General features: G+C 67.2%; 12 protein-coding genes. 1 reads left to right on the top strand and 11 read right to left on the bottom strand.

All coding sequences use genetic code 11. The features are described 5' to 3' along the window. Positions 1-9 precede the first annotated feature (9 nt). Positions 10-1,377 carry a guanine deaminase gene (gene guaD / locus F6X40_RS19910; protein ID WP_187628946.1) on the top strand — a complete coding sequence of 456 codons (1,368 nt, stop codon included), beginning with the start codon at positions 10-12 and terminating at the stop codon, positions 1,375-1,377. 78 nt (positions 1,378-1,455) lie between these two features. Here the strand turns inward: guaD and F6X40_RS19905 are convergent, their stop codons facing one another. The 11 genes from F6X40_RS19905 to F6X40_RS19855 all read right to left on the bottom strand — a co-directional run bounded on the left by F6X40_RS19905 (position 1,456) and on the right by F6X40_RS19855 (position 12,540). Beyond that, positions 1,456-1,830, bottom strand: a complete 375-nt coding sequence (locus F6X40_RS19905; RefSeq protein WP_187628945.1) for a hypothetical protein — start codon at positions 1,828-1,830, stop codon at positions 1,456-1,458. Positions 1,831-1,841: 11 nt separating this feature from the next. Next, a complete protein-coding gene (locus tag F6X40_RS42375; RefSeq protein WP_262421488.1) occupies positions 1,842-2,654 on the bottom strand; it encodes a hypothetical protein in 813 nt (270 codons plus the stop codon). 147 nt (positions 2,655-2,801) lie between these two features. Continuing rightward, complete coding sequence (locus tag F6X40_RS19895) at positions 2,802-4,046, bottom strand: NAD(P)/FAD-dependent oxidoreductase (protein ID WP_187628944.1); 1,245 nt, start codon at positions 4,044-4,046, stop codon at positions 2,802-2,804. Then, positions 4,043-5,323 (bottom strand): beta-ketoacyl-[acyl-carrier-protein] synthase family protein, encoded by a 1,281-nt coding sequence (locus tag F6X40_RS19890; RefSeq protein WP_187628943.1) that lies wholly within the window; start codon positions 5,321-5,323, stop codon positions 4,043-4,045. Before F6X40_RS19890 ends, F6X40_RS19895 begins: the two co-directional genes overlap by 4 nt. Beyond that, the gene (locus F6X40_RS19885; protein WP_187628942.1) at positions 5,320-6,546 is read right to left on the bottom strand and encodes a beta-ketoacyl-ACP synthase; all 1,227 of its coding nucleotides are present in this window, start codon (positions 6,544-6,546) and stop codon (positions 5,320-5,322) included. The genes F6X40_RS19890 and F6X40_RS19885 overlap by 4 nt, the downstream gene beginning before the upstream one ends. Next, positions 6,546-7,271, bottom strand: a complete 726-nt coding sequence (locus tag F6X40_RS19880) for a 3-ketoacyl-ACP reductase FabG2 (protein ID WP_187628941.1) — start codon at positions 7,269-7,271, stop codon at positions 6,546-6,548. The genes F6X40_RS19885 and F6X40_RS19880 overlap by 1 nt, the downstream gene beginning before the upstream one ends. Beyond that, entirely contained in the window at positions 7,268-7,756 is a 489-nt protein-coding gene (locus F6X40_RS19875) for a hotdog family protein (protein WP_187628940.1), read from the bottom strand. Before F6X40_RS19875 ends, F6X40_RS19880 begins: the two co-directional genes overlap by 4 nt. Positions 7,757-7,761: 5 nt before the next feature. Then, positions 7,762-8,946: a beta-ketoacyl-[acyl-carrier-protein] synthase family protein gene (locus F6X40_RS19870; RefSeq protein WP_187628939.1), complete on the bottom strand. Its 1,185-nt coding sequence runs from the start codon at positions 8,944-8,946 to the stop codon at positions 7,762-7,764. Next, on the bottom strand, positions 8,943-11,402 hold the full coding sequence (locus F6X40_RS19865) for an MMPL family transporter (protein ID WP_187628938.1): 2,460 nt from the start codon (positions 11,400-11,402) through the stop codon (positions 8,943-8,945). Before F6X40_RS19865 ends, F6X40_RS19870 begins: the two co-directional genes overlap by 4 nt. Further along, positions 11,402-12,112, bottom strand: coding sequence for an outer membrane lipoprotein carrier protein LolA (locus tag F6X40_RS19860; protein WP_187628937.1), 711 nt, complete (start codon positions 12,110-12,112; stop codon positions 11,402-11,404). Before F6X40_RS19860 ends, F6X40_RS19865 begins: the two co-directional genes overlap by 1 nt. Further along, positions 12,100-12,540 (bottom strand): acyl-CoA thioesterase, encoded by a 441-nt coding sequence (locus tag F6X40_RS19855; protein ID WP_187628936.1) that lies wholly within the window; start codon positions 12,538-12,540, stop codon positions 12,100-12,102. The genes F6X40_RS19860 and F6X40_RS19855 overlap by 13 nt, the downstream gene beginning before the upstream one ends. Between the last annotated feature and the right edge of the window lie 74 nt (positions 12,541-12,614).

The raw sequence follows: 12,614 nt of genomic DNA, 5'->3' as shown, positions 1-12,614 counted from the left end.
AGCTTTTCCATGACTGAATCGGCTCATACCGCGCAAGCGGCGGCGCAAGCGGCATTCCGCGCCCCTCTGCTGACCTTCAACGGCGATCCGGCGCACGCGCCGAACGCCGTGGTGTTTCACGAGGACGGTCTCCTGATCGTGGAAGACGGCCGCGTCGTCGCGGCGGACGCGTATGCGGCGCTCGCGTCGCGGCTCGCGCCCGGCACGCAGGTCGTGGAGCGGCGCGACAAGCTGATCGTGCCGGGCTTCATCGATACCCACATCCACTATCCGCAGACCGACATGATCGCGTCGCCGGCGCCGGGTCTGCTGCCGTGGCTCGACACGTACACGTTCCCAACCGAGCGCCGCTTCGCCGACATCGCGCACGCCCGCGACACGGCGAGCTTTTTCCTCGACGAACTGCTCGCCTGCGGCACGACGACCGCGCTCGTGTACTGCACGGTGCACAAGGAATCCGCCGACGCCCTCTTCGCCGAGAGCGAAGCGCGCAATCTGCGCATGGTCGCGGGCAAGGTGCTGATGGACCGCCACTGCCCCGCGTTCCTGCGCGACACCGCGCAATCGGGCTACGACGACAGCGCCGAGCTGATCGGCCGCTGGCACGATCGCGGCCGCCAGATGTACGCGCTGACGCCGCGCTTCGCGCCGACCTCGACCGAGGCGCAGCTCGAAGCATGCGGCGCGCTCGCGCGGCTGCATCCGGACGTGTTCGTTCAGAGCCACGTCGCCGAGAACACCGACGAGGTGAAATGGGTCGCCGAGCTGTTCCCCGGCCACCGCAGCTATCTCGACATCTACGATCACTATGGGCTCTTGCGCCGTCGCGCGGTGTACGGCCATTGCATCTACCTCGACGACGAGGACCGCAAGCGCATGGCGCAAACCGGCGCGCTCGCGTCGCACTGTCCAACCTCGAACCTGTTCCTCGGCAGCGGCCTGTTCGACTTCGACAAGGCCGACTCGGCCGGCATGCCGATCGCGCTCGCGACCGACGTCGGCGGCGGCACGTCGTTCTCGATGCTGCAGACGATGAACGAAGCGCACAAGGTTGCGCGCCTCGGCGGCCATCATCTGACGGCGACGCGCATGTTCTATCTCGCGACCGCCGGCGCGGCCGAAGCGCTCGATCTCGGCGACAAGATCGGCACGCTGAGGGACGGCTCGGAAGCGGACTTCGTCGTGCTCGATCCGCAGGCGACGCCGCTGCTCGCGCGCCGCACCGCGCGGCGCGAATCGCTCGAGGAGCTGCTGTTCGCATTCGCGCTGCTCGGTGACGATCGCGCCGTGTATGAAACGTATGCGGCCGGCAAGTGCGTGCATCGCCGCGACGACGCGCGCCAGCGCGTGCCGGGGCGCGCGAAGATCGCGGCTTGACACCAGCTTCGGTTGAGACGCCCCAGTTGCAGAAGAAACGCTAGTGCGCGTCTTGGTCCGCGAGTGCTCACAAATTGGCTATTCAGTGTCAATTTCGAGCGTCTCAAATTCGACGGCAATCTCAGCGCCAACTGTTGAGAAAACGTATGCGATATGGTCGGCACGGCGCTTTCCAAAATGCGCGGATTTCTTGAGTACCTCGATTGCCGCGGCGTATGCCTCATCACCGGGTTTCAACACCTCAATCGAATTGACGATGTTCAACAATCCACCATCAATGACGCTTGCTCGCGTCACTCCAAGAAAGGTAACGGTCGCGCGCCGGCTCTCATCGTACAACCCAAGTGTTAGTACGTTTGGTGTATTGGCGCCACCTTCCTTGCTGGTCGCAATCGCATCCAGGTACCAGTCATGAAAACCACCGAACTGTTCCAGTGCATCTGTGATGGTCATGGTGGCTTGTCCTATGGAAGTATGAAGACCGGCCAGCCGTGATCGCGGCCCTGGTCGTCCCAGTTGTGGGAGTGCGGATTTGGCTGGCCATGATGGTTGTCGAAGTCAATATCAACGGTCGGGGTGCCTTGTGAACCGTACATCCGCCATTGCTTCTTTTTCCCCGGCGCGTTCTCAACCCACGTGTTGGGCATACCCTCAAACGGGATTCCAGCCAGTTCCGTCGAATCCCCCGACAAGTCGTTAGCGTAGTATGCAAACGGCTGGGCATCGCCGAGCAGCGTTGAGGCGCCCGCATCGTGGGCCAGATCGCCGTCGCTGCTGCTGGCTGCCGTGGCTGCGCGTGCAGCGATCAGCCCGGTTTGCGGGGTGGCCGGATCAGCCCGGCCGGACAGCATGGGTTCCCCGCTCGGGAGACCGACGGCCCTCGCCGCGAGACTGCTCAACGGCGTGCTGTGGGGGGATGGAAACAGGTCAGCCCGAGGGCCTTTAATGGCAAGACGAGCACCTCTGCGCAGATCGTCGAGAAGCGCATTAATGATCCACCAGCCATCGGTGTTGCGGTTCCAGTTTCGCACACCATCAAACGCCAGCAACTGACGATCAATGAGACGCCTGACCAGCGTTAGGTCCTCCTCCCACTTTCTCTGATTCAATCTGACAATACTGAGAAATTCCTGGGTCTCCGCCTTGGCCTTCTGAAGGTCTGCGGCCCTTCCGAGGCACGCCTTGTAGTGCCACTCATCGCAGATGACATAACAGGCACCAAGGGGCCTTTGACAGCGCAGCTCCACGGAGTGCATTTCAAATACGGACAAGGACATAGGCGTGTCGACGATCTATTTGAAGTTGCTGCCCGGATTGGCAGCATCCAGATAGATACCGTGCTCGGGGTTGTCCGTATATGGGCGACAGCCCAAAACCTCAACTGCCCTCGATCAGCTGGGACACGCCCAAAGCGCCGGCCCACCTCAGCTCGCCTTGCACACCTCGTGCAACGCGTTGAGGCGCCGCACCGGATCTGCGACGTACGGATTCGACTCGTCCCACGCGTAACCGGCGAGCACCGCGCAGATCATGCGGCGGATCGGCGTCACCTGTTCCGGGTAGTAGATGATGTCCTGCAGCTCGCCCGTGTACCAGCGCTCGACGAATGCGCGGAACGTATCGATGCCCTTGCGCAACGGCACGTCGTAATCGGCTGACCAGTCGACCGGCGCGCCGTCGAGCTGCCGGTTCAGCGCGCGCGCCGCCAGATGCGCGGAGCGCAGCGCGATCGTCACGCCCGAGGAAAACACCGGATCGAGAAACTCGCCCGCATTGCCGAGCAGCGCATAGCCCGGCCCGTGCAGACTCGCGACATTCGCCGCGTAGCCGCCGATCTGCCGCACCGGCATCAGGAACGGCGCCTGCCCGATCAGCCGGTTCAGCGTCGGCTCCTGCCGGATCAGCGCGCGCAGCGTCGCCTCGCGCTGCGTTTCGGGCACCTCGAGAAAACTCGCCTCGGCGACACATCCCACCGAACAACGGCCGCCCGCGAGCGGAATCATCCAGAACCACACGTCGCGACGCTCGGGATGCGTCGCGATGCAGATCTTGTTGCGATCGATGGCGTCGAGCGCGAGCCCGTCGCGCACGTGCGTGAACAATGCGGCGCGCGTCGGCATGCGCGTCGGCGCCTCCAGCTTCAGCAGGCGCGGCAGCACGCGCCCGAAGCCGCTCGCATCGAGCACGAAACGCGCTTCGACCCGATACGCGCCGGCACTTTCATCGACGACGTCGAGCACCGGTGCCGCGCCCGTGCGCACCGCGCTCACGGTGTGGCCGAACCGCACGTCGGCACCCTGCGCGGCCGCGCAGCGAATCAGCACGTCGTCGAACAGCGCGCGCTCGACCTGGTACGTGGTGCCCCAGCCCGGCGAATGCTTGTCGCGAAAGTCGAACGACGAGCTCTGGTCGCGATATACGAAGTGCGCGCCGTTCTTGTACTGGAAGCCCGCCTCGACGACGGCCTGCAGCATGCCGGCCTCTTCGAGGTACGCCATGCTTTGCGGCAACAGGCTCTCGCCGATCGAGAAGCGCGGAAAGTGCTGACGCTCCAGCACCAGCACCGAGCGACCCGCCTTACGCAGCAGCGCGGCGGCCACCGCGCCGGCGGGACCCGCGCCGATGATCGCGACGTCGACCACGGTCCGCTTTGAAGAATCGCTGTTCAAATCACTCCTCCAACGGTTTGCGTGCGTTGCCGCGCCGTATGCGAGCCTCGCCACGCTTCGAACATCAGGCTCGCGCAGCTCCCGCCGAACCCGAAAGAAACCGACATCGCCGTGTCGATGCGCGAGTCGCGCGGCAAGCGCACGAGCGGCATGTCCCGCACTTGCGGCTCCGGCGTATCGACCAGCGCGGTCGCCGCGATAAAGCCGTCGCGCATCATCAACAGCGAATAGATCGCTTCGTGCGCGCCGCACGCGCCGAGCGAATGCCCGGTCATGCCCTTGGTCGACGAAAACGCGGGCAACCCTTGCGCCGATGCACCGAACACCTCGCGCAACGCGTGCAGCTCTTCGAGATCGCCGAGCGGTGTGGACGGCGCATGCGTGTTCACGTAGTCGGGACGCCGGCCCGCCTGCTCGAGCGCGCCGCGCATCGCGCGCGCGATGCCGGCCGCACGCGGCGCGACCATGCCCGCGCGATCGGTGCAATCGCCGAAGCCGCTCAGCTCCGCGTAGATGCGCGCGCCGCGCGCGAGCGCATGATCGAGCGCTTCGAGCACGAGCACGCCGCCGCCCGATGCGATCACGAAACCGTCGCGCTGCGTGTCGTATGGTCGCGACGCGCTCCGGGGCGTGTCGTTGAAGCGGCGCGACAGCGCGCCCATCGCGTCGAACATCAGCGTCGTGTTGTCGTGCAGCGCTTCGCTGCCGCCCGCGAGCACGATCTGCTGGCGGCCGGTCTGGATCAGCTGCATCGCCTGCCCGATCGCGAGCGCCGACGTCGTGCATGCCGATGACGGCGAATAGCTGACGCCTTCGAGCCCGAACATCTGCGCGACGTTCGCCGACGCGGTGCTGCTCATCACATGCGGCACCGTGAACGGCGGCACCTTGTCGACGCCGCGCGAGTGCGCGATCGCGAGCGCCGCGTCGTAGCTCGCCATCGTGCCGACGCCCGAGCCGATCACGACACCCGCGCCCGGCGACTGCAATGAAACGAGGTCGAGCCTTGCATCGTCGATCGCGCGTCGCGCCGCGTGGCACGCAAAGCGCGCGGTGTCGCCCATGAAGCGTTCGAGCTTGCGCTCGAACGGCGCCTCGTGCGCGACCGACGCCACGCCCGCGACTTGCGATGCAAGCCCGCGCTCGCGCCATGCATCGATCCGTTCGATTCGCGAGTGCCCCGCGCGCAACGCCGCGCAGACCTGGTCGAGCGTATTGCCGAGACACGACACGATGCCCATGCCGGTCACGACCACGCGTTGCAGGCCTGTGCTCATCGAACGCGCCGGAAAATCAGCGACGTGTTGATGCCGCCGAACGCGAAGTTGTTGCTCATCACGTACTCGGCGTCGATCTCGCGCGCGCCGCCGACGATGTAATCCAGCGGCGCGCAAGCCGGATCGAGGTGGTCGAGATTCAGGGTGGGCACGTACCAGTTGCGCTTCATCATCTCGATCGTCCACCACGCCTCGAGCGCGCCGCACGCGCCGAGCGTATGGCCGACATAGCTTTTCAGCGAGCTGATCGGCATGCGCGCGCCGAAGGTCTGCGCGGTCGCATGGCTTTCGGCGATGTCGCCGCGATCGGTCGACGTACCGTGCGCGTTCACGTAGGCAATCGCTTCGGGCGGCAATTGCGCGTCGCGCAGCGCGAGTTGCATCGCGAGCGCCATCGTGTCGGCGGTGGGTTGCGTCATGTGCGCGCCGTCCGAGTTGCAGCCGAAGCCGACCACTTCCGCGTGAATCCGCGCGCCGCGCGCCAGCGCATGCTCGTATTCTTCGAGGACGAGCGTCGCCGCGCCCTCGCCGACCACGAGGCCGTCGCGCGCGGCATCGAACGGACGCGGCGTCAGATGCGGCTCGTCGTTGCGCGTGCTGGTCGCGTACAGCGTGTCGAACACGGCGACCGCGGGGCCCGACAGCTCTTCCGCGCCGCCCGCGAGCATCAGCGTCTGTTTGCCGGACTGGATCGCCTCGTACGCATAGCCGATCGCCTGGCTGCCCGACGCGCACGCGCACGAGGTCGGGATGATGCGGCCTTTGAGGTCCCAGAACAGGCTCACGTTGACGGCCGTCGTGTGCGGCATCATCTGCACGTAGCTGTTCGACGTGACGTTGCTCATCAAACCGGTTTCGAGCATCGTGCCGAACGCGCGGATCGGCTGCACCGAGCCCGACGACGAACCGTACGCGACGCCCATGCGGCCATCCGCGATGCTCGTGTCGTCGGCGAGGCCCGCGTCGCCGAGCGCGAGTTCGCTCGCGCGCACCGAGTACAGCGACACCGGGCCCATCGAACGCACTCTCTTGCGCGGGTAATGCGCGGGGATCGTGAACCCGGGCAGCGGACACGCGAGCCGCGTATGCAGCGACTCGAAGTAATCCCACTCGGACATGCGCCGCACCGCGTTCTCGCCGCGCTTCAGGCGCGCTTGAACCGCGTCCCAGCTATCGCCGAACGCGGTCACGCCGCCCATGCCGGTGATGACGACGCGCTTCATCAGACCATCCCGCCGTTCACGCCGATCACCTGGCGCGTCACATACGACGCGCCATCCGACATCAGAAAGCTCACCACCGCCGCGACCTCCGCCGGCTGGCCGACGCGGTTCATCGGCACGGTCTTCAGCGCGTGATCGAGCGTCACCTGTTCGAGCATGCCGGTTTCGATCAACCCCGGCGCGACGCAATTGACGGTGATGTTGCGCGACGCGAGTTCGACCGCGAGCGCCTTGGTCGCGCCGATCAGTCCCGCTTTCGCGGCGCTGTAATTGACCTGGCCGCGATTGCCCATCACGCCCGACACCGACGCGATCGTGACGATACGGCCGCCCTGGCGCGCGCGCACCATCGGCATGGTCAGCGGATGCACGACGTTGTAGAAGGCATCGAGGCCGGTTTCGATCACGACGTCCCAGTCTTCTTCGGTGAGCGCCGGAAACGCCGCGTCGCGCGTGACACCCGCGCTGCACACAATGCCGTAGTAAGGACCGTGCGCGGCGACGTCGGCTTCGAGCGCCTCGCGGCACACCGCGCGCTCGCGCACGTCGAATTGCAGCACGCGCGCCGTGCCGCCCTGCGCGGCGATGCCCGTCGCGACCGCGTCGGCTTCGCTGCGTCCGGTGCGGCAATGCACGGTCACGGCGAACCCGTCGACGGCCAACTTGTACGCAATCGCGCGGCCGATGCCGCGGCTTGCGCCGGTAACGAGAACTCGCCGGCTCATGAACTCATACTCCCTTCGATGAATGACTGAAAATCGGGCGGTTGAAACACCTTGATTACCGCTTCGGCACAGCGCGCGTCGCCGTCGTCGATCGTGCATTCGTAGGCACTGTGGCCTGCGTCGCTGCGCAGCAGCTCGCTCACGTGAACGCGCAAACGCGCGCCGCTTTGGAACACCGGCTGCAGCGCCCGATAGCTGCGCGAGCCGAGCAGCACGCCGGGACGCGCATGGCCGCCGCCGCGCATCGCGACGAGCGCGATGTGCGCGGCGATCGCCTGCGCCATCAGCTCGACGCCGATCCACGCGGGCATCGCGCCGGCGGCGTCGGCATACCATGCGTGCGGGTCGACGTCGGCGAAGGCGCTCAGCGTGGTGTCGGCGAACGTGTCGATCGCATCGAGCAGCAGCATGCTGCCGCGATGCGGGATGATCGCTTCGATCGGCTGACGCACGAGTTGCTCGACAGTGAGTGGCGGAGTCGTCATGCGCTTTACCGGGCGAGAATCAGGCTGACATTGCTGCCGCCGAACGCGAACGAATTGCTCATCGCGTACTGCGTGCCCGTGCCGCGCGGCAGATGGCGCGCGCCCGCGACGAGATCGAGCGCGGGCAGCGCGGGATCGGCTTCGCCGTCCCACAGATGCGGCGGCAGCGTCGCGTTCTCGCGCGCGAGCGTGAGCCACGCGAAGCCGAGTTCGGTCGCGCCGGCCGCGCCGAGCTGGTGGCCGGTCAACGGCTTGGTGCCGCTCGCGGCGACGCCGCCGGGGAACACGCGCGCCATCAGATGCGCTTCCATTTCGTCGTTCTTCTGCGTGGCGGTCGCGTGCAGATTCACATAGCCGACCGCCGAGGCCGCGATGCCCGCGTCCGCGAGCGCTTCGCGAAGCGCGAGTTCGCCACCGACGCCCTGCGGGTCCGGCGCCGAAATATGATGCGCGTCGCTCGATTCTCCGAGGCCCGCGAGCCGCACCGCCGCTTCGTCGCGGCTCATCAGGAACACGGCCGCGCCCTCGCCGACGTTGATGCCGCGGCGATTGCGGCTCATCGGATTGGTGCGCGCGCTGCTGGTCGATTCGAGCGACGCAAAGCCCTGCACCGTCAATTCGCATAGCGAATCGACACCACCGACGACGACCGCATCGCATAGCTGCAATTGCAGCAGCCGACGCGCCGACGCGAACGCCTTCGCGCTCGACGTACACGCGGTCGAAATCGTAAACGCCGGCCCGTGCACGCCGAGCGCGGCGGCAGCGAACGGCGCGGCGGTGCCGATTTCCATTTGCCGATAGTTGAAATTGGCCGGCAACGCGCCGGCTCGTGCGTGATAGACGAACGCGGTTTCGGCCGCCTCGATGCCCGACGTGCTGGTGCCGAGCACGACGCCGATGCGCTGCGGGCCGTAGCGCTCGCGCGCGGCTTCGAACGCGGGCGCGATCTGCGCGAGCGCCGCGAGCAGCAGCCGGTTGTTGCGGCAGTCGTAGCGCGCGAGGTCGGCGCGCGGCGCGAGATCGAGCGGCGCGAGCACGCTGCCGACGAACGCGTCGCCGATGCCGGTATGCACGTTGCCCATGCCGGGCGAGCGCGCGGCGGCGAGCGCCGGCACGATCTCGTCGACGTCGCCGCCGAGCGCGTTGATCATGCCTAGCGCGTGCAAATAAACTGTTGGCGCTTTCATGCCGCCCTCCGTGGTTCCGATGACTTGCCCGAGCGCGCTGCCGATGGCATGCCGAGAGGCGCGAGCAGCACCGCCACCGCGATGCCGAGCGCGAGCGTGGTGCCGAAGCTTTTGAGCGCGGGCATCGCGCTCACGCCGAGCATGCCGAACGACAACAACGTGGTCGCCGCCGACAGCAGCACGCCGGTCCACACCGCGCCGAGATCCGCCTCTGCGCGCGCGCAGCCTTCGCGCAGGAACACCGCATAGTTTGCGCCGACGCCAAGCACCAGCATCAGCGCGAGCCAGTTGAACAGATTGAGCGGCACGCCCGCGTAGCCGAACACCGCCAGCGCGACGCCGACCGCGAACAGCACCGGCAAGGTCGTGGCGATACCCCCGCGCGCCCCGTAGCGCAGCATCAGCAGCACGCACACGAGCACGAGCGCGCCGCCGAGCCACCAGCCGCTATCCACGCGATACGCGCCGAACAGCCTCGACACGCTCGCGGCCTTATCGACGAACACGACGCCGGGCAGGCCGCGCGCGAGCGCGATCAGCGCGGGCTCGTTGCGCGGCGTCACGCCTTGCGGGATCACGACGGCCGCGTAGCCAGATTGATGAGCCCGATTCTTGTCATTCGATCCCACCGCGCCGAGCCACAGATGCCGATACGGCTGCGACCACGGCGCCGCGAGCCAGCGCTCGACGGTCAGCGGCGCGGGCGGCTTGGCGAAGCCGGCGAGCCACGCATCGGCGACTTCGTCCTTGAAGCCCGCTTGCAGCAGCGTCGCACGCAACGCGGCGAAGTCGCCGAACACATGCCGCGCGAGCAGCGCGCGATCTTCGCGCTGACGTTGCGCGGACGGCACGAACTGCGCGACCGACTGGTAGCCGCCGACGCTATCGGCGCTGCCGTCCAGCGCATCGAGCTTCGCACCGAGCGCTTCGGCGCGTTGCAGCACCGCTTCCTGGGTCGCGCCGCGCACGACGAAAAACTGCGCGCTGTTATCGACGCCGACCGCCTCGCGCACCGTGTCTTCCTGCGCGGCCAGCGACGCATCGCGCTGGATCAGCAGATGGATGTCGTCGTCGCTGCTCAGACGCAGCCAACCGGGCACCGACGCGATCAGCAGCAGCGCGGCGACCAGCCAGGCGCGCTTGCCGCCGAGCGCATGCTGCCAGCGCGCGAGCAGCCGCGCCGCGCTCGCGAACAGGCGCCGAGGGCTGTGCTTCGGCGCGCGCGTGAGCAGCGCGGGCAGCAGCCACAGCACCGACGCGAACGCGGTCGTAATGCCCACCATCGCGAAGCACGCGATCTGCTTCAACGCGGGGAACGGCACCCACATCAGGATCGCGTAGCCGAGCAGGCTCGTCGCCAGCGCAACGCCCAGCGCGGGCCGTACCCTCCGCGCGCCGAGCCGCGCATCCCAGTCGCGGCCCGCGCCGAGATAGACGACGAAATACTGGATCGAGTAATCGACAGCCTCGCCGATCAGGCTCGCGCCGAACACGAGCGTCAACAGATGCAGCTTGCCGAAGATCAGCAGCGTCGCCGCGAGCGCGCAGACGATGCCGAGCGCGGTCGATACGAAGCCGAGCAGCAACAGACGCGGCGAGCGGAACACCCACATCATCAGCAGCGCGATGCCGGCGAGCGACGCGATGCCGATCACGTGCACCTCGCGTTCGGAAGCGCTGCGCGCGGCCTCGGCGTAGAACACGGCGCCCGTGCGTGCAACCGATACGTCGGGAAACGTCTGACGCAACGCGCTTTGCGCATCGGCGAGCGCCGCGTGTACCGCGCCCTGCGTCTTCGTTTCGTAGGCGGAGCCCGGCAGGGTCGCGATGACCAGCACGCTGGTCATGTCGCCATGCGCGTCGTGACGATGCGACACCAGCAGGTTGTCCTCGACTTCGAGATTCGACGTCGCGAGCGGCAGATTGCCGAGCCAGCGTTCGAGCCAGCCGAACGGATCGTCGGCGAGCTGCGTACTGAGGCCGCCTTGCAGCGGGCTGTAGATGCGCTGCGCGAGCATGTCGTGCAGCGTCGTCGCGCTCGCGGTCGCGAGCGCGGTGCGATCGGCCGGCGCGAGCAGGCCGAAGCGGTATGGCAGATACAGCGCCGAGATCTGCGACAGGTCGAACGGCGGCAGTTCAGCCGTCACCGATGCGAATGCGCCGCTCTTTTGCAGCGACGCGCCCAGCTGCTTCGCGGCCGCTTTCGCGTGCGCATCGTCGCGGCTCGTGACGAGCAGCACGGTGCGATCGCCGAGCGCGCTCGCGAGCGTGTCGACCGCTTTCTCGGCGACCGGGTCCGCTTCGGTCGCGGGCAGCAGGGCGAGCAGATTGGTTTCGAGCGGCGACGCTCCGGCGAAGCGCCAGCCGCAATACAGCGCCGCCAGCAGCGCGAGCACGAGCCATGCGGCGCGCACGCCCCACGCATGTTTCGCGGTTCGCTGCTGCGGCATGTCCATCACGGCGCTCCGAACAGGCTGCGCTCGTCCGGCGTCGGCTCGGCAACGGCCGTGCTGTTCGCGAACTCGAGCTTCGTCACGTCGCCGTTCGCGAGCGTGATGCGCAGGTTTTGCAAATAATCGCCGCCGCTCATGTCGAGGCCCTTGATCGATTGCGCGAGCTGCGGTTGATTCGGCGTGAGTCGCATGCGCCATTGCGCGGCGCTGCCTTCGGCGCTCACGTCGAACTGCGAGTACAGCGCCGACAGATTGCCGCCGAGCATCGCGCGCATCATCTTCGACACTTGCGCGACGCCGCGGGTGCCCTGCGCGCTATGCGTGCTCACGCGGCGGCCGCTGGCGTCGAGTTGCGCGACGCCAGCGTCGGTGATCACGTAGGTGGCCTTGTACGGCGTGTCGATCCGCCAGATCACGCCGCGCTCGCGGAAGAACAGCAAGGTGCCGTTGCTGACGAGCGGCTGCTTCATCGCGGCAAGCGTCTGCGTCTGCGTGAATTGTGCGCGCACGCCCTTGGGCTGCGCGAGATGCGCGGCGATCTGCGAGACGAGCGCGGCGTTGGCGTTGCTGGCGGCGTTGGCGGCTGGAGCCGTATTGCTGGCGGTGGCCGCATCGGCCGACGCCGCTGCCAATGCAAGCGCCCCGATTGCGACGATCGCCCCCGCCAGCCGCAACACGAGCGCTCCCAGCGCGCACCGGTTCACCGTCCCCATACGCGCTCCAGCTTTTCGAATACGACCGGCGGCGACACGAACTGCAATTCCTCGGTGGCGGCATCGACGGCGACCTGGACCGTATAGCCCTTCGTGAGCCGCGCGCCCGATGCGCAATCGACGATTTCATAGCCTATTTTCAGGCGGTTTTCGTATTCGAGCAGTTGCGCGCGCACCTCGATCTTCTGTCCGTACACGGCGGCCCGCACGTACCTCAGATGCGCCTCGACGATCGGCCACAGATAGCCGGACGCCCGCATCTCGCGATAGTCGTAGTCGAACGCGCGCAACAGCGCCGCGCGGCCCAACTCGAAGTACTTCAGATAATTGCCGTGCCAGCACACGTTCATTGCGTCGACGTCGTGAAACGGCACTTCGACGGTCGCGCTCGCGGCGAGCACGTGCTGCGTTTTCGCGGGCTCGCTCATGCGTTGACTCCTTGGCGATCGGCAGCGGCACCGGCATCCACATGCGCCGCGGCACTCGTAACAGCGCGTGCGTG

Origin of the sequence: Paraburkholderia sp. UCT31, from assembly GCF_014397655.1 — a bacterium.
In the GTDB taxonomy this organism is placed as follows: Bacteria; Pseudomonadota; Gammaproteobacteria; order Burkholderiales; family Burkholderiaceae; genus Paraburkholderia; species Paraburkholderia tuberum.
The sequence above is the reverse complement of the archived record's forward strand: the minus strand, read 5'-3'. Positions and strand labels throughout refer to the sequence as shown.

Bases quoted from the DNA above. Each gene is read 5' to 3' on its own strand.
- F6X40_RS19860 (WP_187628937.1), bottom strand. From the start codon at position 12,112: ATGGGGACGGTGAACCGGTGCGCGCTGGGAGCGCTCGTGTTGCGGCTG.
- F6X40_RS19880 (WP_187628941.1), bottom strand. From the start codon at position 7,271: ATGAGCCGGCGAGTTCTCGTTACCGGCGCAAGCCGCGGCATCGGCCGC.
- F6X40_RS42375 (WP_262421488.1), bottom strand. From the start codon at position 2,654: ATGTCCTTGTCCGTATTTGAAATGCACTCCGTGGAGCTGCGCTGTCAA.
- F6X40_RS19865 (WP_187628938.1), bottom strand. From the start codon at position 11,402: ATGGACATGCCGCAGCAGCGAACCGCGAAACATGCGTGGGGCGTGCGC.
- guaD (WP_187628946.1), top strand. From the start codon at position 10: ATGACTGAATCGGCTCATACCGCGCAAGCGGCGGCGCAAGCGGCATTC.
- F6X40_RS19855 (WP_187628936.1), bottom strand. From the start codon at position 12,540: ATGAGCGAGCCCGCGAAAACGCAGCACGTGCTCGCCGCGAGCGCGACC.
- F6X40_RS19905 (WP_187628945.1), bottom strand. From the start codon at position 1,830: ATGACCATCACAGATGCACTGGAACAGTTCGGTGGTTTTCATGACTGG.
- F6X40_RS19870 (WP_187628939.1), bottom strand. From the start codon at position 8,946: ATGAAAGCGCCAACAGTTTATTTGCACGCGCTAGGCATGATCAACGCG.
- F6X40_RS19890 (WP_187628943.1), bottom strand. From the start codon at position 5,323: ATGAGCACAGGCCTGCAACGCGTGGTCGTGACCGGCATGGGCATCGTG.
- F6X40_RS19885 (WP_187628942.1), bottom strand. From the start codon at position 6,546: ATGAAGCGCGTCGTCATCACCGGCATGGGCGGCGTGACCGCGTTCGGC.
- F6X40_RS19875 (WP_187628940.1), bottom strand. From the start codon at position 7,756: ATGACGACTCCGCCACTCACTGTCGAGCAACTCGTGCGTCAGCCGATC.